The sequence below is a fragment of the Yoonia sp. genome (assembly GCF_036770585.1).
GTDB lineage: Bacteria > Pseudomonadota > Alphaproteobacteria > Rhodobacterales > Rhodobacteraceae > Yoonia.
Map to the genome: position 1 here is coordinate 28,026 of NZ_DAIPIW010000005.1, position 21,499 is coordinate 49,524.

Sequence of the window (21,499 nt, forward strand, 5' to 3'; positions counted from 1 at the left end):
CCTCACGATGGAGGGGGGATTTGTCATTCCGCAGCTTCCGAGGCCTCGGGCATCTCGCCCTGCGCCTGTCTGGGCTTGCGCGGGCCGCGTGGCTTGCGCTCGCGGCGGGGTTTTTCCTCGGGCGTGTCCACCAGCCCGCTGTCGCCGTCATCCGTGTCCGGCTGATCCGCCTGCGCGGGATCGTTCGAGGCCTCTTCCTGCGCCTTCAGACGCTCGGCGCGCTCGCGGTCACGCTCGGCCTGACGGCGGCGGTTTTCCTCTTCCTGTTCCTCACGCTTGGCGTCCACCTCGCGCTGCGCCTCGGCCAGCAAGCGGGTGTAGTGTTCGGCGTGCTGGGCGAAATTCTCGGCATCGACACGGTCGCCCGACAGAAAGGCGTCGCGATGCAGCTGATTGTATTTCTCGATGATCTGCTGCGGCGTGCCACGCACCTTGCCGTCCGGACCCGAGCTGTCGAAGACCCGATTGATGATATTTCCGCCCGATGGACGGTTGTTGCGGTTCTTGTTCCGCGACCGTGACTTCGATGATCTCATGAGCTGTACTGGAGCCTTTGGCTGTCGTTGCGTTGGCCATAATGCGCGAACTTCCGCGCGATAGTCTGTAGCCTGACGATGTTTTGGCGACTGACCGGAGGGGGCTTGCATAACGTGCCGCATCCCTGACGGTGGGTCTGAATAAACATGAGACGCGCGCCAAGACAAGTCCAAAACAGGCAAACACGGCATTTCCGCGCATTTTGGCCCATAAGCGCAGGTGATTCACCGCTTTCGAGCAACCACGACACGGTCCCGCCCGTCCAGATCGGGAATCACCCTGACATCGGACAAAGTGGTCGATTGCATCATCCGCGCCACGGGCCCACCTTGCGTCGGTCCGATCTCGACCATCAGATGACCACCGTCGCGCAGATATGCGGGCGCAGCCGCCGCGATCTTGCGATAGGCCGTCAGCCCGTCCGCCTCGTCGGTCAGGGCCATGCGCGGCTCATGCAGGCGCACCTCGGGCTGCAAGGCCGCCATCTCGTCCGCCGCGATATAGGGCGGGTTCGCGACGATCAGGTCGTAATGCCCCCCGACCGCGTCGAACCAGTCCGAGACCACGAATTGCACACGCTCGGCGACACCAAGCGCCCGCGCGTTCTGGGCGGCGACACCAAGTGCCGCCTGCGAGAGATCCGCCGCCACACCCACCGCCTGCGGTCGCTCGGCCAGCAAGGTCAGAATGATCGCGCCCGAGCCGGTGCCAAGGTCCAGCACATCCGCAAACGGGACCTTCAGCGCCGCGGCCACCAGACCCTCGGTCTCGGGGCGCGGGTCCAGCACATCGGGTGTCACCTTGAACCAGCGGTCACAAAACAGCCGCCCGCCCACCAGATGCGAAACCGGATGCCCGGCCGCGCGCCGGTTGACCAGATCGAGAAAGACCGCCTCGGCAGCGCTTGCCAATGGCTCCTGCGACATCAGCGTGATCCGGTCCGGCGCGACCCCCAGCGCTGCCGCCATGATCCGCCGCGCATCGCGCGCCGCGCCTGCGATCCCCGCCGCGTTCAGTCGTTGCGTGGCAAGCCCCAGCGCGTCGGCGACGCGCATCAGGCGCCCATTTCCGCCAGCAGCGTGGCCTGCGCATCCGCCTGCAATGCGCCGATGACCTCGTCCAGATCGCCCTGCATCACCTGCCCCAGCGCATAAAGCGTCAGGTTGATCCGGTGGTCGGTCATCCGGCCCTGCGGAAAGTTGTAGGTGCGGATACGTTCCGACCGGTCGCCCGATCCGACCTGGCTTTTGCGATCGGCCGAGCGTTCACTGTCGATGCGCTGCCGTTCCAGATCGAAAAGGCGGGTCTTCAGAACCTGCATCGCGATCTCGCGGTTGCGGTGCTGGGACTTTTCGGAACTGACCACGATGATCCCTGTCGGCACATGCAGGATGCGCACGGCGGAATCGGTGGTGTTGACGTGCTGCCCGCCCGACCCTGACGCCCGCATCGTGTCGATGCGGATATCGGCGGGGTTGATCTGCACATCCACATCCCCCGCCTCTGGCAGCACCGCCACCGTCGCCGCCGACGTATGGATACGCCCGCCGCTTTCGGTTTCGGGCACACGCTGCACGCGGTGCACGCCGCTTTCGTATTTCAGCTTGGCAAAGACACCCTCGCCCGCGACCCGGGCGACGACTTCCTTGATGCCGCCCACTTCGGTCTCGGATTGTTCGAGGATTTCGAACGTCCAGCCCTGCGCCTCGGCATAGCGCTGATACATCCGCAACAGGTCCCCGGCAAAAAGCGAGGCCTCGTCGCCCCCCGTTCCGGGCCGGATTTCCAGCAATGCGGGCCGCGCATCGGCGGCATCCTTGGGCAACAGCGCCAGTTGCACCTCATGCTCGGACGCTTCCAGCCTGTCGCGCAAGTCCGGCAGTTCCATCTCTGCCAGTTCGCGCATTTCGGGGTCTTTCAGCATCGCCTCGGCATCTTTGATCTGCTGCAACAGATCCTTGTAGGCGGTGACCGTTTCGACCACGGGTCGCAGTTCGGCATATTCGCGGCCCAGTTTCGCGATGTCACTGCCCACGCTGCCATCGGCCATCTTCGCCTCCAGAAACTGGAAACGGTCGATCAGGGTCTCGATTTTGTCTGCGGCGATCATGGGGCAGGCATTGGCCGATCAAAGCGGCTCGGTCAAGGGGCCAAGACTTGCCAGCCAGCCCAGCACGCGGGCCTTGTTCACCCCCATATCCGACCGGCCAAAGCGCAAGCGGCCATGGATGATCAGCAGATCATCCGCGACCGTGACGCTGGTGTGGTCGGGAAATCCCCAGAGCAGCGACCGGGTCTGGAAGGTCAGCAGACCCTCATCGACGCTGCCGGCCAGCAACCGCGTGCGCGGGGTGGCAAGGGCGCGCTGTTCCAGCGCCCGCAACACCTCGGCCGGCGGTGCTGTGATGCGGCGCGCTGCAAGAAACCCGCCCTCTTCCTGCCGGTCGATGGGGTCTGTCGCGACGGGGCGCGTGTGCCAGCGCTCGACCTGTGTCGGCGCGAGCCGGACATAAAGCATCAACGCCACTATGAGGGTCAAAATAGCGATCAGTATGCGCATCGATGCCTCTCCTTTGCGCGATCAGCGGTGCAGATGTTCGGTGTACAGGCTGTGTACGCGATGTGCATGCGCGGTGCACCCCTAACGATAGGGCACCCCGGGCAAAATCGACAGCATCTCGAAGATCAGATTCGCCCCGGTCAGCGCGGTATTGCCCGAGGGATCATAGGGCGGCGAGACCTCGACCAGATCGCAGCCGACGACATTCAGCCCCCGCAATCCGCGGATCAGTTCCATCGCCTGCGGCGTGGTCAGCCCGCCGATTTCCGGCGTGCCCGTGCCCGGCGCATAGGCCGGGTCGAGACTGTCGATGTCATAGGAAACATAGCAGGGCTGATCCCCGATTTTCGCTTTGATTTCAGCAGCTAACGGGGTCAATGACTTGTGCCACAGATCAGGCGCCAGATACTGGTTGAACCCCCAACCCGCCGCCTCGTTGAAGTCATCTGCCGTATATCCCGACCCGCGCAAACCGATCTGGAACACCTTGTCGGGCGTGATGATCCCTTCCTCATGGGCGCGGCGAAAGACCGTGCCATGGGTCTCGCGCATCCCGAACATCTCGTCGTTCACATCCGCATGGGCATCCACATGCACCAGCGCGAGGGGCCCATGCTTCGCCGCCACCGCCCGCAAGACCGGCAGCGTCAGACTGTGATCCCCACCCAGCGTCATCGGGATGAAATCATGCTTCAGAAACGTCGCGTAAGTCTCTGTAATGATGCGTATTGTCTCGGCCAACGAGAATGTGTTTATGGCCACATCCCCAAGGTCGGCACATTGCAAAGCATCGAATGGTGCCGCCCCCGTCTGGATATTATAGGGCCGGATCATCGCCGATTGCTCGCGGATCTGCTTCGGCCCCATCCTTGTCCCCGACCGCCAGCTTGTCCCGATATCCATCGGAATTCCGATGAACCCGACATCCAACCCCTCGGGAGAGTCGGTCTGCGGCAACCGCATGAAGGTCTGCGGCCCCGAGAACCGCGCCAGATCATTGCCGGATATCGGTTGGTTCGGCATCAGGTTTTCCTTTTATTCCAGAGCGCAAGGCAGCAAAGCTCCATCGCGACATGGGCACCGGCAATGGCTGTGGCACCGGTGGTATCGTAAGGCGGCGAGACTTCGACGATATCGCCCCCCACCAGATTGATCCCCGCTAGATCGCGCATGATCGCGGCCACCTGCCAGGTCGCAAGCCCACCCCAGACCGGCGTGCCGGTGCCGGGCGCAAAGGCCGGGTCCAGCGCATCGATATCGAAGGTCAGATAGGCCGGATGATCACCTACCGCCGCCTTGATCCGGTCAGTCACCCAAGCGCTGCCTTTTTCGTGGCAGGTGCGCGCGTCGATGAAGGGCATCCCCAGATAATCGGCACAATCGGTCCTGATCCCGATCTGGATGGATCGCGTCACATCGACCAGACCCAGTTTGACCGCCTTGTACATGAAAGTGCCGTGATCGATCCGGTTCATGTCGTCGTCGGGCCAGAGGTCCGAATGGGCGTCGAACTGGATCACCGACAACGGCCCGTATTTTTCGGCATAGGCGCGCAGGATCGGCAGGGTGATGAAATGATCCCCGCCCAAGGTCACGGTGCCGATCCCCTGCGCCAGAATGCCCGCGATATGCGCCTGCACCGCCACCGGCAGGGTGCTTGTATCGGCATAATCAAAGGCCACATCGCCGTAATCCGCGATGGCGAATTCCCCCAAGGGATCGAACCCGTCCCAGCCGTAAGGCGGATCATAGGGTTGCAGGGCCGAGGCCTCGCGGATCGCGCGCGGGCCGAATCGCGTGCCGGGCCGGTGCGTGACCGCCTGATCGAAAGGCACGCCCGTCACCGCCAGATCGAACCCCGCCAGATCCTTGGTATAGGTCCGGCGCAGAAAGGATGTCGCCCCCGCAAAGGCGTTTTCATAGGCCAGCCCGCGCCTCTCGGTCGCGGTAAAGGCGCGGTCAATCGCCTGTTTCGCTTTATCGAGCGTCATCGCCCACCTCTTCTTTCTCCCAAGAAACTCTCGCCGAAGGCATCCGGCGCATCAACCAAGCGGCAAGGCCCGTTCGACCACCCGCGCAAAGAAACTGGCACCCGCTGGCGCCGCCGCGTCGTTGAAATCGAAATCGGGGTGATGCCATGTGGCCCCCTCGCCGATCCCGAGAAACAGATAGGCCCCGGGGCGCGCGTTCAGCATATAGGAAAAATCCTCGGCGCCCATCTCGCGCATGGCGTCACCCGTCACATGCGCGGATACCTCGCGCGCGGTATCGACGGCAAAGGCGGTTTTGGCGGCGTCGTTCACGGTCGCGGGATAGCCGATCTCGTAGTCGAGGTCGGCTTTCACCGCATAGGCCGCCGCATGACCATCCACGATGGCCTGCAACCGCCGCTGCACCAGCGCCTGCACCTTGGGATCGAAGGTGCGCACCGTGCCGTTGATATAGGCCGTATCGGGGATGATGTTGTCGGCCGAGCCGGTGTGGATCTGCGTGACCGAGATCACCAGCGCGTCTTCGGCATAGGTGTTGCGGCTGACGATCGTCTGGATGGCGCTGGCGATCCCGACGGCGGCCACCACCGGATCGGCGGTCTCATGCGGAAAGGCGCCGTGCCCGCCCTTGCCCTTGATATGGATGTGAAAGGAATCGACCGCCGCCATGATCGGGCCGGGCGTGGTATAGAACGACCCGACCGGCGCCCCCGGTGCGCAATGCAGGGCGTAAACCTCGCGGATGGCGAAGCGGTCCATGATCCCCTCATCGACCATGACACCCCCGCCACCGCCGTTTTCTTCGGCCGGTTGAAAGATCAGCGCCACGCGCCCCGCGAATTTCCGCGTCTCGGCAAGGTAGCGCGCGGCCCCCAGCAGCATCGTGGTATGCCCGTCATGGCCGCAGGCGTGCATCCGTCCCCCGACGGTCGAGGCATAGTCCAGCCCCGTCGTTTCCTGCATCGGCAGGGCATCCATATCGGCACGCAGGCCCAGGGTCGGGCCTGCGCCCTGCCCCTCGATGATGGCCACGATGCCGGAGGTCGCAATCCCCTGGTGGATTTCGTCCACCCCGAAAGCGCGCAGACGTGCGACGACGAAAGCCGCCGTTTCATGACAATCGAAGGCCAGTTCGGGATGCGCATGCAGATGCCTGCGCCAGGCGGTCATATCCTCGGCGAACTCTGCGATACGGTTGATGACGGGCATCACTGGCACTCCGGCTGGGGTCGGCTTAGGGTGGCAGTGAACACGAAAACCCAAGGGGCTTGCAATGGCTGATGATGCGCTGATCCACGATCCGAATGGCGGGATGCCGCGCCTGCTGGAGATCATGCGCCGCCTGCGTGACCCCGCCACCGGCTGCCCTTGGGATATCGAACAGGATTTTGACAGCATCGCCCCCTATACCATTGAAGAGGCTTACGAAGTCGCCGATGCCATCGCCCGCAAGGACTGGCCCGAGCTGGAGGGCGAGTTGGGCGATCTGCTGTTGCAGACGGTCTATCACACCCAGATGGGGTCAGAGGCGGGGCATTTCAGCTTTGCCAGCGTGGTGCGGAACATCGCAGACAAGATGGTCGCGCGGCACCCGCATGTCTTCGGCGACGAATCCCGCGACAAGAGTGCCGCCGATCAGGTGCAGGACTGGGAAAAGATCAAGGCCGCCGAGCGCGCGGGCAAGGCACAGATACGCACACTCGACGGTGTGGCGATCGGATTGCCTGCGCTGATGCGGGCCGTCAAGCTGCAAAAGCGCGCGGCACGGGTGGGGTTCGACTGGCCCGACACCGGCCACGTCCTCGACAAGATCGTCGAGGAAGCGGGCGAGTTGGTCGAAGCGCGCGAAACCCTCGGCCAGACCGAGATCGCGGAAGAATTCGGTGATCTGCTTTTCGTCGTGGCCAACCTCGCCCGACATCTGAACGTCGACCCCGAAGAGGCGCTGCGCGCCGCCAACGCCAAATTCACGCGGCGTTTCGCAGCGGTCGAGGATGCGCTGGCGAAACGCGGCAAAACCCCGGCGCAAAGCGATCTGGCGGAAATGGATGCACTTTGGGATCAGGTCAAAGCGGCAGAGAAAGCGGGCGCCTAGGCTGCGTTATTCCGCCGCCTTTTCTTCCAGCATCAGCCATTCATCCTCGGCCTCGGACAGCGCCTGCTGCCGCTGGGCAAGTGCTTCGGTCGCTTTGCGAAACTTCAGGGGTTCGCGCGAAAACAGCTCAGGGTCCGCCAGCAGCGTCTCCAGCTTGCCGATTTCGGCGGTCAGGCGGTCGATCAGCCCGGGCAGTGCGTCCAGACGGTGCTTTTCGGTAAAGGAAAGGCCCGATTTGCCCGCCTTGGGCAAGGGCGGCTTTTCGGCCCTTGTGGCCGGTTTCGGCGTCTCTTTCTCTGGTGTCGGAGGCGCCCCGCGCTGTGCCTGATAGTCGCTCCATCCGCCGGCATAGGCGGTGGCGCGGCCGTTGCCTTCCATCGCGATGGTGGTCGTTGCGACGCGGTCGATGAAATCGCGGTCGTGGCTGACGATGATCGCGGTGCCGTCGTAATCGCCAAGGATGTCCTGCAAGAGATCCAGCGTCTCGATGTCCAGATCGTTCGTCGGTTCGTCCAGCACCAGAAGGTTGCTTTCCCGCGCCATCAGCCGCGCCAGCAAAAGCCGCGCCTTTTCACCCCCCGACAGCGCCCGCACCGGCGCGCGGGCTTGCGTTTCGTCAAAGAGAAAATCTTTCAGATAGCCGACCACATGCCGCGGACTGCCCCGCACCATGACCTGATCGGATTTGCCCGAGGCCCCGATCTCGGGGTCATTGGCAAGGTTTTCCCAGAGCGACATCTCGGGGTTCAGTGCCGCGCGGGCCTGATCGAAGACGGCGATGTCCAGATTGGTCCCCAGCTTGACCGTTCCTGCGTCCGGTGCAAGCTGCCCCAGCAGCATCTTGACCAGCGTCGTCTTGCCGACGCCATTGGGCCCCACCAGCGCGATCCGGTCGCCGCGCTGCACGGTCAGGTCGAAATCGCGAAGGATGTCCTTGCCGCCAAAGGCCTTGGACAGGCCCTGCGCCTCGATTACCTTCTTTCCGGACGTCGCCCCGCCCTCGAAGGCCATCGCGGCCGTCCCCTGCCGCCTGATCTGTGCGGCCCGTTCCGCCCGCAAGTCCTGTAGCGCGCGCACGCGCCCCATGTTGCGCTTGCGGCGGGCGGAAATGCCTTCGACCGCCCATCGCGCCTCGGCCTTGATCTTGCGGTTGAGTTTGTGACGTTGCGCGTCTTCCTCTTCCCAGAGCCTGTCACGCCAACTTTCGAAATGTTCGAATCCCTCTTCGACCCGCCGCACCTCGCCACGGTCGATCCAAAGCGTCGCGCGTGTCAGGTTGCGCAGGAAGCTGCGGTCGTGACTGATCAGCACGAAAGCCGCGCGGGTCTGTTTCAATTCGCTTTCCAGCCAGCCGATCGCCTCGATGTCGAGGTGGTTGGTGGGCTCGTCCAGCAGCATCAGTTCGGGGGCTTCGGCCATCAGCTTGGCCAGCGCGGCGCGCCTGCGTTCGCCGCCCGATGCGGTCGCGACATCGCCTGCGGGATCGAATTTCAGACCCTCGGCGACCATCTCGACCTTATAGGCCTCTTCAGGGGGCAGGCCGCTGGCGGCATAGTCGCCCAAGGTCGCGCAACCGGCCATCTCGGGGTCCTGTTCCATATAGCCGACCTGCACGCCGGGGGTTGCGACACGCGTCCCCGCGTCGGGCAGCACCAGACCGGCCATCACCTTCATCAGCGTCGATTTGCCCGATCCGTTCCGCCCGACCAGCGCGACCCTGTCGCCGGGCTGCACCACAAGCGAGAGGTCGGCGAAGACCGGGTCTCCACCAAAGGTGAGGCTGATATCGGAAAGCTGCAAAAGCGGAGGTCTGGCCATACCGCCTGCTAGGCCACGGCGATGCCTTGTGCAAGGGCACGCAGCGCGCGGGCGCGGGCGGGCGGGATCTGATCCAGCGACACGCAGGTAAAGACGTGCAGCGTGTTCATGGCGCGGTCCACGACGGCATGATCGCTGACCCAGCCCCCCATCGCCAGATAGGTCCGCAAAAGCGGCGGCAGAGGTGCCGATCCGGTGTCCGTCATCGTGGCGAAGGGAATCACCTCTTTGGCGCGGGCGCGCGGGCGCAGGTCTGCGGGGGACTGATAGCGCTGGAAGAGACGGGTAAAGCCCGCACCATAGGGCTGCGGGTCGATGCCCTGAAAGCTGGTGCAACCGAACAGGACCGTGGCCCCGGCCTTGTCCACAAGATGTGTCAGCACCGCCCATGCCAGACGCAAGACATCGGCACCCTGCGCGGTCGGGGCAATGCAGAAGCGCCCGACCTCCATGATCGGGGTCCGCTGCGTGGCAAGTCCCGCAAGATCATAGTATTGGGCGGCATAGCTGGCTTCGATCTCGGCGCCGCTGGCGAAAAGCATCACGCGCGCCGTGGCGACAAGCGCGCCATGCCCATCAAGGACCATCAGGTGTTTGCACCGCAGATCGAAGCGATCCTGATCGAGGCCTTCGGTGCCGAAAAAGCACCTTTGCCGCAGCCGCTGACAGGCAAGGATATCTGCCGGGGTCTCGGCAAGTCTGGCGCTCAGGCACCCGGCTGTGAACGGAATTGTCATCTTTATCCTTACTGGCGCAAAGGCATAATACGACTACCTGAGGTAAAGCGCATCAACGTGACAAAGGTACGACATGGAAAAAGTAGTGAAATCCGACGCCGAATGGCGCGCGCAGCTGTCCGATCTGACCTATAAGGTCACCCGCAAGCATGGGACGGAACGCGCGGGCACGCATGATAACTTTCCCAAGGAGGCGGGCACCTACGCCTGCGTTTGCTGCGGTGCACCGCTCTTTGATCAGGACCACAAGTTCGAAAGCGGCACCGGCTGGCCGTCGTTCTACCAGCCGCTTGACCCCGAGATGGTCGGCGAAAGCGTCGATCGCAGCTTTTTCATGAAACGCACCGAGGTGCACTGCAACCGCTGCGAGGCGCATCTGGGCCATGTGTTTCCGGACGGACCACAGCCGACCGGCTTGCGCTATTGCATCAATGGTGTGGCGCTGGAATTCGCCCCGAAAGACTGATCTCTGCGCGGGACGCTACGGCTCCTGGCCCAAAAGCGTCCCCGCATCGATCCGCCCGAAAGAGCCGAACAACTGGCTGAGGAAGGACACATCCGCGATCCCGTCATCCGTGACGCGCCGATCCAGCGCGACAACGCGCCCGTCGGCAAGCGTGTAACGCGACACGTTGCGCAGGCGGTCGTCGGCATCAAAGGCGACGGCAAGGATTTGCCGCTCCACCTCGTTGGGCGCGAAAGGCCCCAGCCTTTCGAAGGTGCTGGCCGCATAGTAGATCGTGTTGTTCTGCAAGGCGCGCTCGGCGGCGGGGACACCAAAGAGGCTGATCACCTCATCCTTGGTGGTGACGCCGACCTCAAGGGCCGCGACCTCTGTTTCGGGGGGGACAAATCCATGGTGACGCACGATCGGTGAACAGGCCCCGACGACCCCCACGAGGACCAACCCTGCCATTGTCACGCGCAGTTTGCCATTTCTCACCGGCCCGACACCCATCAATCCACCCTCTTGCCTTGGCCCCGCGGGCCTTTTATCCCGAGTATATCACCTGACATACCTGTTCAAGAAACGATCACACATTGACCGATTTGCCACATCACCTCATCCGGTTGGCTGACCTGCCGAACAGACGAGAGACCACATTCGATCTTCAGCCCTCGACGACAGAGCGGGCGGCGGTCGCGGCGCAACTGGGCATCGAGGGGATCAGGAAACTGCGCTTTGCGGGCAGCCTTGCGCCTTTGGGCAAACGCGACTGGCGGTTGACGGCCGATCTGGGGGCGACGGTGGTGCAGGCCTGTGTCGTGACACTTGATCCGGTCACCACCCGGCTGGATGAGACGGTCACGCGGTCCTATCTTGCCGAAATGCCCGACGACCTGACCGGCGAGATCGAAATGCCCGAGGACGACACCCAGGATGCCTTGCCCGAAACGCTCGATCTGGCGGCGGTCATGATCGAGGCGCTGGCGCTTGCCCTGCCCCTTTATCCGCGCAAGGAAGGTGCGGCCCTGGGCGAGGCGGTTTTCGCGCAAGGCGGCGTCGTGCCGATGCGCGATGAAGATGCCAAGCCCTTCGCGGGCCTTGCCGGACTGCGCGAAAACCTTGAAATGAAAGACGAATAACCCATCCGGCAGACGGCCCGAAAAAGGCTTGCACATATGGGGAATCGCAGTATGTTCGCGGCCTCTTTTACATCGCGTCTCGACAGGGCTGCCGCAATGGCGTAGGACCCCGCCAGATGCAAGGAAATCGGGCCATGGGCCCTTGGAATCATAGGGTTGAGACATGGCTGTCCAGCAGAACAAAGTATCGAAATCACGTCGCAACAACCGGCGCGCGCATGACGCGCTTGTCGCGGCGAACCCCAACGAATGCGCGAACTGCGGCGAACTCAAGCGTCCGCACCACGTGTGCCCCTCATGCGGCCACTACGCAGGCCGAGAAGTGGTTGCCGACACGACCGAGATCGATCTCGACGAGGACGCGGCTTAAGCCAAGCGCGGGGCCCGAGGCATGCCGGAGGCGCGATCTGTGACCCAAGTGCCGCCATCGGGAAACATCCAGCATGTGCTGTCCGTGGATGCCATGGGCAGCGACAAGGGCGCCAAGACGATTGTCGGTGGCGTCGCAAAGTTCCTGCGCAAGGTGCCCGAGGCGCATGTGCTGTTGCACGGGCCGCAGGCCAAGCTTGAAAAACACGTCCAGAAATTCGGCATCGCCGACCGCGTGACGATCCGCGCCGCCGATGATGTCGTGCAGATGTCCGACAAGCCCAGCCACGCGCTGCGGCACGGCAAGACGACCTCGATGTGGTCCACCATCGAGGCGGTGCGCGAGAAAGAGGCCTCGGTCGCGGTCAGCTGCGGCAACACCGGCGCGCTGATGGCGATGTCGATGCTGCGCCTGCGCAAGGCCGAAGGTGTGAACCGCCCCGCCATCGCCTGTCTCTGGCCGTCGCGCAATGCCGCCGGTTTCAACGTCATGCTGGACGCGGGCGCCGATATCCGGGCCGATCAGGACGATCTGCTGACCTACGCGCTGATGGGTGCCTCTTATGCCCGCAACGGGCTGGAAATCGCTCACCCCCGCGTGGGCCTACTGAATGTCGGCACCGAGGAACACAAGGGCCGGGCCGAGTTGAAGGTCGCCCATGAATTGATCGCCAGCGCGGCCGCGATCGGCGATTTCGAATATGTGGGCTTTGTCGAAGGCGGTGATCTGCCTTCGGACAAGGTGGACGTGATCGTCACCGACGGCTTTACCGGCAATGTCGCGCTGAAAACCGGCGAAGGTACCGCGACGCTGATCGGGGAATTGTTGCGCGCCTCGCTGCTTGGCAATCCGCTGTCGATGATCGGTGCCTTCTTCGCGCGCGGCTCGCTTGGCCGGTTGCGCAAGCGCATCGACCCGCGCCGCGTCAACGGGGGCGTTTTTCTGGGCCTGAACCAGACCGTGATCAAGAGCCACGGCTCGGCTGACGAAACCGGTGTCGCCGCCGCGCTGCATCTTGCCTACCGGCTTGCGAAGATCGGCTTCTCCGATAAACTTGCAGCGCGGGTTGCATCTGCTGCCTCCCTTGCCCAAGATGCGGCAGGTCAGGTCGAGGCAGACCGCCTCGGACAGGAAACGGGCAAATAGAATGACACGGCGCGCAGTGGTGAAAGGGGTGGGACATTACCTCCCCGAACGCGTGGTCCCCAACATCGAATTCGAAAAGACGCTGGACACCTCGGACGAATGGATCAGGGCCCGCTCAGGTATTGAACGCCGCCATTTCGCAGCCGAAGGCCAGACCACATCCGAACTTGCCGCAAATGCGGCGAAGGCGGCGCTCGCCATGGCCGATATGGACGCCGCAGAGGTGGACGCGATCATCGTCGCCACATCGACCGCCGATCTGACCTTTCCCTCCGCCGCGACCATGGTGCAGAACGCCATCGGATCCACCTCGGGGTTTGCCTTCGATGTGCAGGCGGTCTGCGCCGGTTTCGTCTATGCGCTGTCGACGGCCAATGCGCTGATCGTGTCGGGTCAGGCCGACCGCGTGCTGGTCATCGGGGCGGAGACCTTCAGCCGCATCATGGACTGGACCGACCGCAGCACCTGCGTGCTGTTCGGCGACGGGGCCGGTGCCCTTGTGCTGCAGGCCGAAGAGGGCAAGGGCGACAGTTCCGACCGTGGTATCCTGTCCACCGATCTCAATTCCGACGGGCGCTTCAAGGACCTGCTCTATGTCGATGGTGGCGTTGCGACGCAAACCACCGGCGTCTTGCGCATGGAGGGCAAAGAGGTCTTCCGCCACGCGGTCGAAAAGCTTGCCCAGACGGCGCATGATGCCTTGGCGAAGGTCGGGCTGGGCGCGGATGACGTGGACTGGGTCGTGCCGCATCAGGCGAATATCCGGATCATCCAATCGACGGCCAAGAAGCTGGGTGTCGGGATGGACCGCGTTGTCGTGACGGTGCAGGACCATGGCAATACCTCGGCGGCATCGATTCCCCTTGCGCTGTCGGTCGGGGTCGCAAACGGCCAGATCAAGCAGGGCGACCTGCTGGTGACCGAGGCGATCGGCGGCGGACTGGCATGGGGTGCGGTGGTGATCCGCTGGTAGGCAGGTCTGGGATTGCGCGCAAAGCCGCGTCCAGTCTGTTGTTATTGACTCCAATTCTGCCCCGCGCCTATTGTCACGGGCAATGCTGAGGGGAACTGGAATGACTGACAAGACATTGACCCGTATGGATCTTGCCGAGGCTGTGCACAATCAGGTCGGACTTTCCCGCAACGACAGCGCCGACCTTGTGGAAAGTGTCCTGTCGCATGTCTCTGACAGTCTGGTTTCCGGCGATACCGTCAAGATTTCATCTTTCGGGACGTTCTCGGTCCGTGAAAAGGCCGCGCGCGTGGGCCGCAACCCCAAGACCGGCGAAGAGGTGCCGATCCTGCCGCGCCGTGTGCTGACCTTCCGCCCGTCGCATCTGATGAAAGACCGTGTTGCCGCGGGCAACAAACGCTAGACCATGGCCAAGGCCAAGGACGCCTTCCGCACCATCAGCGAAGTGGCCGAATGGCTGGACACCCCGACGCATGTCCTGCGGTTCTGGGAAAGCAAGTTCGCGCAGATCAAGCCGGTCAAGGGTGCCGGCGGCCGACGCTATTACCGCCCCGAGGATATGGAACTGCTGGGGGGGATCAAACAGCTTTTGCATGTGGACGGGCTGACGATCAAAGGCACGCAGAAGATCCTGCGCGAGCAGGGCGTCAAATACGTCGCGACCCTGGGGCAGACGCTGGCAGAGACACCCGCACCGACCGAGGCACCGCCGCCAAAGGCCGCCGCACCGACACCTGCGGCAGAACCGCAGCCGGTGCCACCAGTCCAGCCTGCACAGACCGCCATGGCCTTCGATGCGCCGCCCCCGGCGCCCGCCCCCGCCCCCGCTGCGGCGCGCTTGCTGGGCCTTCTGCCAAGCGATATGACCGCACTTCGCGCCAAAGCCGCCGAGATCGCGCCGCTGGTCCGACGGCTCGAGGTGTTGCGCGCGCGGATGGCGGGGTGAGAGCGTTGCTTTTCGGGCTTGTCCCCAGAGGGGAATCCGGTAAGAACGGCTTCAGTCGGGCTATAGCGCAGCCTGGTAGCGCGTCCGTCTGGGGGACGGAAGGTCGCAGGTTCAAGTCCTGCTAGCCCGACCAAACACAATCGCCCGTTTGTGCGTCAGCACAGCGGGCGTTCTGCTATCCGGAGGGGTGCGATGACAGGTCCGGGCGTTCAGGCCGACCATCAGATCAGGGCGATGATCGCCGCCGGGCAGATCACCGCCGCGACCCCGATCACCAAAGAGCAGATTCAGCCTGCCTCGCTCGACCTGCGGCTGGGGCAAAACGCCTACCGCGTCCGCGCCTCTTTCCTTGCCGGACGCAACCGCACCGTCAGGGACCGGCTGGCCGATTTCCAGATGCATGCGGTGGATCTGACCGGCGGTGCCGTGCTGGAAAAAGGCTGCGTCTATGTTGTGCCGCTGATGGAACGGCTGGCTCTGCCCAAAGGCATGACGGCGGCAGCCAGTGCGAAATCCTCGATCGGGCGGCTTGATCTGCTGACACGGATCATCACCGATCAGGGCGTCGAATTCGACCGCGTGCCCGAAGGCTATGACGGTCCGCTCTACGTGGAAATCTGCCCCCGCTCGTTCTCGGTCGTGGCCCAGCCCGGGCAGTTGTTGAACCAGATCATTTTCCGGCAAGGCAAGACCTTCATGTCGGATGATGCCTTGCGCGCGCTTCATGCCGTCACGCCCATCGTCTCGGGCACGCCGGTGATTTCCGATGGTCTGGGCTTCTCGGTCGATCTGAAACCTGCGCAGGGCAGTCTTGTCGGGTATCGCGCCAAGCCCCATACCGGTGTTGTGGACCTGTCAAAGCTGAACCACTACGACCCGGCCGAGTTCTGGGAGCCGGTGCACACCGACGCAGGCTGGATCATCCTCGATCCCGGCGCGTTCTACATCCTTGTCAGTCGCGAGGCGATTGCGATCCCGCCAATGCAGGCTGCGGAAATGGCGCCCTATCTGGCGATGGTCGGCGAATTCCGCGTGCATTATGCAGGCTTCTTCGACCCCGGGTTCGGCTATGCCGATGCGGGGGGTGCCGGATCACGCGGCGTGCTTGAGGTGCGCTGTCACGAAGCGCCCTTTGTGCTGGAACATGGGCAGGTCGTGGGTCGGCTGGTCTATGAACACATGGCCGCCATGCCCGAGGCGCTCTATGGCCGCGAGATCAAGTCGAACTACCAAGGACAGGGGCTGAAGCTGTCAAAGCATTTCCGCCAAGCCTGACCCGATCAGCGCATGAAGCGGCGCGCCAGCCCCAGTCCGCGCCGCGCCTTGGTCGCGGTCTGCTGCGCGGATTTGGACGCCTTGCGTTCTTCCGGCGTCATGTCTTCGGGGCGTTTGCCCTTGCGCGCGGCCAGTGCGACGCCTTTGTCGGTCAGCATCCGCAGCCCCATGTTGATCAGTCTGTTCATGTTCATGATGCGATCCCCGTTTGCACTGCTGCTTAGATAATCGTTGCGGGCTACTCTTCAAACATCTCGGTCTGATTGTCATCCTCTTCGCCGTCCTCCGGGTCTTCGCCCTGTGCCAGCGCCCCCGGCGGTGGGCGGTTTTCGAGCAATCCGGCAGAGCGCAGTTCCTTCAGCCCCGGCAGATCACGGGCGCTTTCCAAGCCGAAGTGATCAAGGAACCCTTGCGTGACAACGAAAGTCACGGGGCGACCGGGGCTCATCTTGCGGCGACCGAAGCGGATCCATTCCAGTTCGATCAACTGGTCGATGGTGCCACGGCTGACGCTGACGCCACGGATTTCCTCGATCTCGGCGCGGGTAACGGGCTGGTGGTAGGCGACGATCGCAAGGGTTTCGATGGCGGCACGGGACAGCTTGCGCGTCTCGACCGTTTCCTTCTGCATCAGGAAACCCAGATCGGGGGCGGTGCGGATCGCCCAGGCGTCGCCGACCTTGACGATATTGACCCCCCGCCCCTCATAGCGCTTGCGCAGGTGGGCCAGCGCCTCGGCCGGATCGCAGCCATGCGGCATACGGCCGATCAATTCGGTCACGGTGACCGGATCGGCGGTGGCAAAGAGGATCGCTTCGACCATGCGTTCCTGCTCGCCCATCGGCGGGGCCTCGAACAGGCTGTCGTTCTGGGGTTTACTCATCGCGTGGGGCTTTCCTGCGGATTTGGATGGGGGCGAATGTCTCGCCCTGCCGGATCTCGATCTTGCCTTCCTTGGCCAGTTCCAATGACGCCGCAAAGGTCGCCGCCGTGGTCGAGCGCACCCGCTGCGGATCGCTGTCCCAACCGTCGGGCAGATATTGCGAGATATCGGTCCAGTTGCCCGCAAAGCCGATCAGCCCGCGCATCCGTTCCAGCGCCTGGTCCATCGTCATGACGTGCTGGCGGTCGAAAACGAAGGGGCGGAAATCGTCGCGGGTGCGGATGCGCGCATAGCCCTGCATCAGGTCCAGCAGCGTCGCGGTATAGCTGACACGGCGCACGCGCTGCACGTCTTCGGTGATGCCGCGCGCGAAGAAATCACGCCCCAACTGGTCGCGGGCCATAAGCTTCGCCGCGACCTCGCGCATGGCTTGCAGGCGTTCAAGCTGGAACGCCAGATGCGCGGCCAGTTCCTCGCCCGAGGGCCCCTCTTCGGAAGGGTCGGGCGGCAGCAAGAGCCGCGACTTGAGAAAGGCAAGCCAGGCCGCCATGACCAGATAGTCAGCCGCCAGTTCAAGGCGCAGCTGCTTGGCCTTTTCGACGAAGGCCAGATATTGTTCGGCCAGCGCCAGAATGGAAATCTGGCGCAGGTCCACCTTTTGCGTGCGCGACAGGGTCAGCAACAGATCAAGCGGCCCTTCAAAGGCGCCGACGTCCACGATCAAGGCTTCAGCGGCCATACGTTCGCTGACACTGACCGTGTCTTCCTGAAATGCGTCGTCCTGCATGGGGCCCCTAGGCTAGTAGCGTCTCAAGTTCGGCTTCCAGCGCGGGGATGTCAATGTGCCGGGGTGCCTTTGCATAGGTCAGGACATGTGTTGCGCGGCGCTCGGCCTGCGGTGACAGCGGGCCGGCTGCGACCGTCACCGCCTCGATCTCCGCCCGATCGCCGTTGCAATGCAGGATCACGTCGCAGCCCGCAGCCAATGCCGCCTGCGACCGTTCCGTGACCGTGCCCGACAGCGCCTGCATCGACAGATCGTCCGTCATCAAAAGACCATCGAAACCGATGTCCTTGCGGATCACTTCGATCATGCTGGCAGAGGTCGTGGTCGGTCCGCGCGGGTCGATGTCCGAAAAGACAACATGCGCCGTCATGCCCATCGGCAGATCGGCCAGCGCACGGAAGGCTGCGAAATCCGTCTGGGAGAGCGTGGCGCGGGACGCATCCACCCGCGGCAGGTCCAGATGGCTGTCCATCGTCGCGCGGCCATGGCCCGGAATATGTTTGAGCACCGGCAGCACACCGCCGTGCAGATGCGCCTCGGCGCAGACCCGTGCTGCGGCAATCACGGTTTGCGGATCGGTGCCGTATAGCCTGTTGCGCAGGACCGGATGCGTCTGCGGCGTGGCGATATCGGCCAGAGGCGCGCAATTCGCCGTGATCCCGACCGCCATCAGGTCCGCCGCAATCAGACGGTTGCGGACCCACAGCGCCCGCAAGGGATCGCGCGCCCGCGCCATCTGATCCAGCGCAGGCAGGTAGTCGCGCCAATGCGGTGGCCGCATGCGCTGGACGCGCCCCCCCTCTTGGTCGATCAGGATGGGCGTGGCCGCTGTGGTGATCTCGCGCAGGCTGTCGGTCAGACGCCGCAACTGGTCGGGCATGTCGATGTTGCGAGCAAAAAGAATGAAGCCGAAGGGCGGTGCCTCATGCAGGAAGCCGCGCTCCCAATCGGTCAGGGCGATACCTTCGACCCCGAAAATCGCGGCTGTTCGCTGCACTTAGGGTGTGACCACCGCGATACATTCGGCATTTTCCGCCTGCAGGACGGCGCAGAGACGCCGCGCCTCGGCGCGATCGGCAAAACCGCTGGCCCGCAGGCGATACCATGTGCCGCCGCTTTGGTTGCTGACCTGAATGACGCGCCCATAGCCCGACAGATACTGCCCCATCTGACCTTCCAGCAGCGTCCAGGCTTCCGCCGCCTCGGCCGGTGTCGCATAGGCGCCAAGATGGATCAGATTGGTCCCCGGCGGGAATTCGGTGGCGGCGACGATGACCTCGTCGGTGGTCAGGGACACCGGCGTTGCCTGAAGTGTCGACAAGCCCGCAGGCCGCCCGATCGGCCGGATCGAGGTTCTGACCCCCGGAACCGAGGCGGGCAGACTGTCGGTCACCGTGCCCTCGGGAAGGCTGGCCGGATTGGCCGCAAGCATCTGCGTCAGAAGTGCGATCTCATCCACCTCTGCTGCCTCGGCAGAGGTCGCGGCGGCGCCATCCTCCAGCACATCGAGGGCGGCGGTGTCGTCAAGCGGGGCTGCAACCGCATCGGGCAGTTGCGCGGCCTCGGGGGCCAGTTCCACCACAAGGTCCTCCTGCGCCAGACCGGCATCGGTCGGGGCAAGCAAAAGCACATCCTCGGGGCCGCCAGCCTCGCCCGAGGCGGCGACTTCGTTCACCGCCAGTCCGGTATGCAAGGCGACCGCGCCGCCGGGGTTGTCGGGAAGGACCCGCATCTCGCCTTCCATGGCGCGCACGACGGGAATGCCGCTGACGTCGCGGACGACCAGCTTGTAACCCCAGACACCGACGCCGAGGATCAGCGCAAGCGACAAGGCCGCGCCCGCGTAGTTCATCACATGGGAAAGACGCGATTGCGTCGCGTCGGGGCCATAGCCCTCTTCGTATACTGCCATCTCTGCCTCACTCCGCCCCATGCCTTGATGGCTTTTCGGGGTCTGTCGTTTGTCGGCGCCGGCAGTCCCGTGCGTTAGCGCATCTCTTCTGCCGGAGTGACGCCGAGAATACCCAAACCGTGCGAAATGACAATCGCTACGGCCCGAATGAGCGCGATTTTCGCCTGTGTGACTTCAGGGTCACCCTCTTGGACGAACCGCAGTCTGTCGTCGCTGTTGCCCTGATGGTAAAGCCCGTGAAACGCGGATGCCAGATCATAGAGGTAGAAGGCGATCCGGTGCGGTTCATGCCCCGAGGCGGCAATCTCGACCAGACGCGGCCATTCGGCCAGTTTCTTGATCAGTGCCAGTTCCGCATCATGGGTCAGGCCCGACAGGTCCACCCCCGCCAGCGTCGCATCCGAGACATCCGTGAACTCGGCCGCCTTGGCTTGCGCCGAATTCACCCGTGCATAGGCATAATTGACGTAAAAGACCGGATTGTCCTTGGACTGTTCCAGCACCTTGTCGAAATCGAAATCCAGCGGGGCGTCGTTCTTGCGCGTCAGCATGTGGAACCGCGTCACATTCGCGCCGACCTGATCGACCACATCGCGCAAGGTCACGAAGGTCCCTGCCCGCTTGGACATCTTGAACGGCGCGCCGTCCTTGTAAAGCTTCACAAGCTGCGTCAGCTTGATATCGAGAGGCACGCGGCCATCCGACAGGGCCGAAACCGCCGCTTTCATCCGTTTGACATAACCGCCGTGGTCGGCGCCGAAAATATCGATCAGCTGATCATAGCCGCGTTGCACCTTGTCATAGTGATAGGCGATGTCGGGGGCGAAATAGGTCCATGATCCGTCCGATTTCCTGACCGGCCGGTCCACGTCGTCACCATGGGCAGTGGATTTGAAAAGCGTCTGTTCGCGCGGTTCCCAATCTTCGGGCATCTTGCCTTTGGGTGGTTCAAGCACGCCGCGATAGATCAGGCCTTTGCGATCCAATTCGGCAATCGCCGCCTCGATCAATCCGGTGCCATAAAGCGACTTTTCGCTGAAGAAACTGTCCATGACCACGCCCAACTGGGCCAGATCCGCGCGGATCAGGTCCATCATCGCGTCGGTTGCGAAATCGCGCACCTCTTCCAGCCAGTCTTGCTCTGGCTTGCCGACATAGGCGTCACCCACCTTGGCCTTCAGCGCCTCGCCCACGTCGATCAGGTAGTCACCTGGATAGGTTCCGTCCTCGAATGCCACGTCTTGCCCATGGGCCTCGAGATACCGCAGATAGACAGACCGCGCGAGCACATCGACCTGCGCGCCGCCGTCGTTGATGTAGTATTCCTTGGTGACGTCATAGCCCGCGTAGTCCAGCAGCCGCGCCAGCGCGTCGCCAAAGACCGCCCCGCGCGTATGGCCGACATGCAGCGGACCAGTGGGGTTGGCCGAGACATATTCGACAATGACCTTCTGCCCGTGACCCATGGTCGACCGACCGAAAGCGGGATCGGACAGTGCGGTTTTCACCACGCCCTGCCAAAGCGCGGGTGCAAGGCGCATATTCAGAAACCCGGGGCCTGCGACCTCGGCCACCAGAATGTCGGCATCCTCGATCAGCTTGGCCGCAAGCGCTTGCGCAATCTCCCGCGGGTTCATGCCCGCCGGTTTCGCCAGGACCATCGCCGCGTTGGTCGCCATATCGCCATGCGCCGCATCGCGCGGCGGCTCGACCGCCACTTGCGCGAAATCGAGGCCGGAAGGCAGCGCGCCCTCGGCGACAAGCGCATCAAGACAGGCAAGCACACGGGTCCGGATATCGGCAAAGAGGTTCATTTTTCGGCGTCCAACTAAGGTTTGCTGCGGTTTACCACCCTCTGCCAAAGGGGCAAGCAGACTTTTTG

Annotated in this window: 25 protein-coding genes and 1 tRNA gene; 10 read left to right on the forward strand and 16 right to left on the reverse strand. The window is 63.6% G+C overall.

The window, feature by feature from the left end; translation table 11 throughout:
* Nucleotides 1-23: 23 nt before the first annotated feature.
* The 7 genes from V7N12_RS01935 to V7N12_RS01965 form a co-directional block, all read right to left on the reverse strand.
* Nucleotides 24-536 (reverse strand): DUF4167 domain-containing protein, encoded by a 513-nt coding sequence (locus V7N12_RS01935; RefSeq protein ID WP_333712271.1) that lies wholly within the window; start codon nucleotides 534-536, stop codon nucleotides 24-26.
* Nucleotides 537-761: 225 nt separating this feature from the next.
* Nucleotides 762-1,592 carry a peptide chain release factor N(5)-glutamine methyltransferase gene (prmC, locus tag V7N12_RS01940; RefSeq protein ID WP_333712272.1) on the reverse strand — a complete coding sequence of 277 codons (831 nt, stop codon included), beginning with the start codon at nucleotides 1,590-1,592 and terminating at the stop codon, nucleotides 762-764.
* Nucleotides 1,592-2,647 carry a peptide chain release factor 1 gene (gene prfA / locus V7N12_RS01945; RefSeq protein WP_333712274.1) on the reverse strand — a complete coding sequence of 352 codons (1,056 nt, stop codon included), beginning with the start codon at nucleotides 2,645-2,647 and terminating at the stop codon, nucleotides 1,592-1,594. The genes prmC and prfA overlap by 1 nt, the downstream gene beginning before the upstream one ends.
* Before the next feature lie 18 nt (nucleotides 2,648-2,665).
* Nucleotides 2,666-3,097, reverse strand: a complete 432-nt coding sequence (locus V7N12_RS01950) for a DUF1499 domain-containing protein (RefSeq protein ID WP_333712276.1) — start codon at nucleotides 3,095-3,097, stop codon at nucleotides 2,666-2,668.
* Between the two features lie 81 nt (nucleotides 3,098-3,178).
* A complete protein-coding gene (speB, locus tag V7N12_RS01955; RefSeq protein WP_333712277.1) occupies nucleotides 3,179-4,120 on the reverse strand; it encodes an agmatinase in 942 nt (313 codons plus the stop codon).
* Entirely contained in the window at nucleotides 4,120-5,088 is a 969-nt protein-coding gene (gene speB, locus V7N12_RS01960; protein WP_333712278.1) for an agmatinase, read from the reverse strand. Before speB (V7N12_RS01960) ends, speB (V7N12_RS01955) begins: the two co-directional genes overlap by 1 nt.
* 51 nt (nucleotides 5,089-5,139) lie before the next feature.
* Complete coding sequence (locus tag V7N12_RS01965) at nucleotides 5,140-6,297, reverse strand: M20 aminoacylase family protein (RefSeq protein ID WP_333712280.1); 1,158 nt, start codon at nucleotides 6,295-6,297, stop codon at nucleotides 5,140-5,142.
* Between the two features lie 64 nt (nucleotides 6,298-6,361).
* Between V7N12_RS01965 and mazG the strand changes: the two genes are divergently transcribed.
* Entirely contained in the window at nucleotides 6,362-7,183 is an 822-nt protein-coding gene (gene mazG, locus V7N12_RS01970; RefSeq protein WP_333712282.1) for a nucleoside triphosphate pyrophosphohydrolase, read from the forward strand.
* A 6-nt stretch (nucleotides 7,184-7,189) separates the two neighbouring features.
* On the opposite strand, the gene V7N12_RS01975 is transcribed toward mazG, so the two are convergent.
* Both V7N12_RS01975 and V7N12_RS01980 read right to left on the reverse strand, forming a co-directional pair.
* Nucleotides 7,190-9,001, reverse strand: a complete 1,812-nt coding sequence (locus tag V7N12_RS01975; protein ID WP_333712284.1) for an ABC-F family ATP-binding cassette domain-containing protein — start codon at nucleotides 8,999-9,001, stop codon at nucleotides 7,190-7,192.
* 8 nt (nucleotides 9,002-9,009) lie between these two features.
* On the reverse strand, nucleotides 9,010-9,738 hold the full coding sequence (locus tag V7N12_RS01980) for a GNAT family N-acetyltransferase (protein ID WP_333712285.1): 729 nt from the start codon (nucleotides 9,736-9,738) through the stop codon (nucleotides 9,010-9,012).
* A gap of 73 nt (nucleotides 9,739-9,811) precedes the next feature.
* Here V7N12_RS01980 and msrB point away from each other — a divergent pair, with 73 nt between their 5' ends.
* The gene (msrB, locus tag V7N12_RS01985; protein WP_333712287.1) at nucleotides 9,812-10,204 is read left to right on the forward strand and encodes a peptide-methionine (R)-S-oxide reductase MsrB; all 393 of its coding nucleotides are present in this window, start codon (nucleotides 9,812-9,814) and stop codon (nucleotides 10,202-10,204) included.
* Between the two features lie 15 nt (nucleotides 10,205-10,219).
* Here msrB and V7N12_RS01990 read toward each other — a convergent pair whose 3' ends face one another.
* Complete coding sequence (locus V7N12_RS01990; RefSeq protein ID WP_333712290.1) at nucleotides 10,220-10,654, reverse strand: outer membrane protein assembly factor BamE; 435 nt, start codon at nucleotides 10,652-10,654, stop codon at nucleotides 10,220-10,222.
* 125 nt (nucleotides 10,655-10,779) lie between these two features.
* Here V7N12_RS01990 and V7N12_RS01995 point away from each other — a divergent pair, with 125 nt between their 5' ends.
* The 8 genes from V7N12_RS01995 to V7N12_RS02030 all read left to right on the forward strand — a co-directional run bounded on the left by V7N12_RS01995 (nucleotide 10,780) and on the right by V7N12_RS02030 (nucleotide 16,035).
* Complete coding sequence (locus V7N12_RS01995) at nucleotides 10,780-11,325, forward strand: YceD family protein (RefSeq protein WP_333712292.1); 546 nt, start codon at nucleotides 10,780-10,782, stop codon at nucleotides 11,323-11,325.
* A gap of 163 nt (nucleotides 11,326-11,488) precedes the next feature.
* A complete protein-coding gene (gene rpmF / locus V7N12_RS02000; protein WP_333712294.1) occupies nucleotides 11,489-11,695 on the forward strand; it encodes a 50S ribosomal protein L32 in 207 nt (68 codons plus the stop codon).
* A 21-nt stretch (nucleotides 11,696-11,716) separates the two neighbouring features.
* A complete protein-coding gene (plsX, locus tag V7N12_RS02005; protein ID WP_333712295.1) occupies nucleotides 11,717-12,841 on the forward strand; it encodes a phosphate acyltransferase PlsX in 1,125 nt (374 codons plus the stop codon).
* Nucleotide 12,842: 1 nt separating this feature from the next.
* A complete protein-coding gene (locus V7N12_RS02010) occupies nucleotides 12,843-13,814 on the forward strand; it encodes a beta-ketoacyl-ACP synthase III (protein ID WP_333712297.1) in 972 nt (323 codons plus the stop codon).
* A 100-nt stretch (nucleotides 13,815-13,914) separates the two neighbouring features.
* Entirely contained in the window at nucleotides 13,915-14,217 is a 303-nt protein-coding gene (ihfA, locus tag V7N12_RS02015; protein WP_333712299.1) for an integration host factor subunit alpha, read from the forward strand.
* A gap of 3 nt (nucleotides 14,218-14,220) precedes the next feature.
* Entirely contained in the window at nucleotides 14,221-14,760 is a 540-nt protein-coding gene (locus V7N12_RS02020; RefSeq protein WP_333712301.1) for a MerR family transcriptional regulator, read from the forward strand.
* A gap of 56 nt (nucleotides 14,761-14,816) precedes the next feature.
* Nucleotides 14,817-14,893, forward strand: a tRNA-Pro gene (locus tag V7N12_RS02025).
* Between the two features lie 59 nt (nucleotides 14,894-14,952).
* A complete protein-coding gene (locus tag V7N12_RS02030; RefSeq protein WP_333712303.1) occupies nucleotides 14,953-16,035 on the forward strand; it encodes a 2'-deoxycytidine 5'-triphosphate deaminase in 1,083 nt (360 codons plus the stop codon).
* A 5-nt stretch (nucleotides 16,036-16,040) separates the two neighbouring features.
* On the opposite strand, the gene V7N12_RS02035 is transcribed toward V7N12_RS02030, so the two are convergent.
* The 6 genes from V7N12_RS02035 to argS form a co-directional block, all read right to left on the reverse strand.
* Nucleotides 16,041-16,229: a hypothetical protein gene (locus V7N12_RS02035; RefSeq protein WP_333712304.1), complete on the reverse strand. Its 189-nt coding sequence runs from the start codon at nucleotides 16,227-16,229 to the stop codon at nucleotides 16,041-16,043.
* A gap of 44 nt (nucleotides 16,230-16,273) precedes the next feature.
* Nucleotides 16,274-16,918 (reverse strand): SMC-Scp complex subunit ScpB, encoded by a 645-nt coding sequence (gene scpB, locus V7N12_RS02040; protein WP_333712306.1) that lies wholly within the window; start codon nucleotides 16,916-16,918, stop codon nucleotides 16,274-16,276.
* Nucleotides 16,911-17,705, reverse strand: coding sequence for a segregation and condensation protein A (locus tag V7N12_RS02045; RefSeq protein ID WP_333712308.1), 795 nt, complete (start codon nucleotides 17,703-17,705; stop codon nucleotides 16,911-16,913). Before V7N12_RS02045 ends, scpB begins: the two co-directional genes overlap by 8 nt.
* Before the next feature lie 7 nt (nucleotides 17,706-17,712).
* On the reverse strand, nucleotides 17,713-18,702 hold the full coding sequence (locus V7N12_RS02050; RefSeq protein ID WP_333712310.1) for a glycoside hydrolase family 3 N-terminal domain-containing protein: 990 nt from the start codon (nucleotides 18,700-18,702) through the stop codon (nucleotides 17,713-17,715).
* The gene (locus V7N12_RS02055; protein ID WP_333712311.1) at nucleotides 18,703-19,617 is read right to left on the reverse strand and encodes an SPOR domain-containing protein; all 915 of its coding nucleotides are present in this window, start codon (nucleotides 19,615-19,617) and stop codon (nucleotides 18,703-18,705) included.
* Nucleotides 19,618-19,691: 74 nt separating this feature from the next.
* The gene (argS, locus tag V7N12_RS02060; RefSeq protein ID WP_333712313.1) at nucleotides 19,692-21,431 is read right to left on the reverse strand and encodes an arginine--tRNA ligase; all 1,740 of its coding nucleotides are present in this window, start codon (nucleotides 21,429-21,431) and stop codon (nucleotides 19,692-19,694) included.
* Between the last annotated feature and the right edge of the window lie 68 nt (nucleotides 21,432-21,499).

Coding starts and splice junctions, on each gene's coding strand:
- V7N12_RS02030 (WP_333712303.1), top strand. CDS start 14,953: ATGACAGGTCCGGGCGTTCAGGCCGACCATCAGATCAGGGCGATGATC.
- V7N12_RS01965 (WP_333712280.1), bottom strand. CDS start 6,297: ATGCCCGTCATCAACCGTATCGCAGAGTTCGCCGAGGATATGACCGCC.
- speB (WP_333712278.1), bottom strand. CDS start 5,088: ATGACGCTCGATAAAGCGAAACAGGCGATTGACCGCGCCTTTACCGCG.
- V7N12_RS01950 (WP_333712276.1), bottom strand. CDS start 3,097: ATGCGCATACTGATCGCTATTTTGACCCTCATAGTGGCGTTGATGCTT.
- rpmF (WP_333712294.1), top strand. CDS start 11,489: ATGGCTGTCCAGCAGAACAAAGTATCGAAATCACGTCGCAACAACCGG.
- speB (WP_333712277.1), bottom strand. CDS start 4,120: ATGCCGAACCAACCGATATCCGGCAATGATCTGGCGCGGTTCTCGGGG.
- V7N12_RS01990 (WP_333712290.1), bottom strand. CDS start 10,654: ATGGCAGGGTTGGTCCTCGTGGGGGTCGTCGGGGCCTGTTCACCGATC.
- prmC (WP_333712272.1), bottom strand. CDS start 1,592: ATGCGCGTCGCCGACGCGCTGGGGCTTGCCACGCAACGACTGAACGCG.
- msrB (WP_333712287.1), top strand. CDS start 9,812: ATGGAAAAAGTAGTGAAATCCGACGCCGAATGGCGCGCGCAGCTGTCC.
- V7N12_RS02035 (WP_333712304.1), bottom strand. CDS start 16,229: ATGAACATGAACAGACTGATCAACATGGGGCTGCGGATGCTGACCGAC.
- V7N12_RS02045 (WP_333712308.1), bottom strand. CDS start 17,705: ATGCAGGACGACGCATTTCAGGAAGACACGGTCAGTGTCAGCGAACGT.
- V7N12_RS01980 (WP_333712285.1), bottom strand. CDS start 9,738: ATGACAATTCCGTTCACAGCCGGGTGCCTGAGCGCCAGACTTGCCGAG.
- ihfA (WP_333712299.1), top strand. CDS start 13,915: ATGACTGACAAGACATTGACCCGTATGGATCTTGCCGAGGCTGTGCAC.
- V7N12_RS02055 (WP_333712311.1), bottom strand. CDS start 19,617: ATGGCAGTATACGAAGAGGGCTATGGCCCCGACGCGACGCAATCGCGT.
- prfA (WP_333712274.1), bottom strand. CDS start 2,647: ATGATCGCCGCAGACAAAATCGAGACCCTGATCGACCGTTTCCAGTTT.
- argS (WP_333712313.1), bottom strand. CDS start 21,431: ATGAACCTCTTTGCCGATATCCGGACCCGTGTGCTTGCCTGTCTTGAT.
- V7N12_RS02010 (WP_333712297.1), top strand. CDS start 12,843: ATGACACGGCGCGCAGTGGTGAAAGGGGTGGGACATTACCTCCCCGAA.
- plsX (WP_333712295.1), top strand. CDS start 11,717: ATGCCGGAGGCGCGATCTGTGACCCAAGTGCCGCCATCGGGAAACATC.
- V7N12_RS01935 (WP_333712271.1), bottom strand. CDS start 536: ATGAGATCATCGAAGTCACGGTCGCGGAACAAGAACCGCAACAACCGT.
- mazG (WP_333712282.1), top strand. CDS start 6,362: ATGGCTGATGATGCGCTGATCCACGATCCGAATGGCGGGATGCCGCGC.
- V7N12_RS01975 (WP_333712284.1), bottom strand. CDS start 9,001: ATGGCCAGACCTCCGCTTTTGCAGCTTTCCGATATCAGCCTCACCTTT.
- V7N12_RS02020 (WP_333712301.1), top strand. CDS start 14,221: ATGGCCAAGGCCAAGGACGCCTTCCGCACCATCAGCGAAGTGGCCGAA.
- scpB (WP_333712306.1), bottom strand. CDS start 16,918: ATGAGTAAACCCCAGAACGACAGCCTGTTCGAGGCCCCGCCGATGGGC.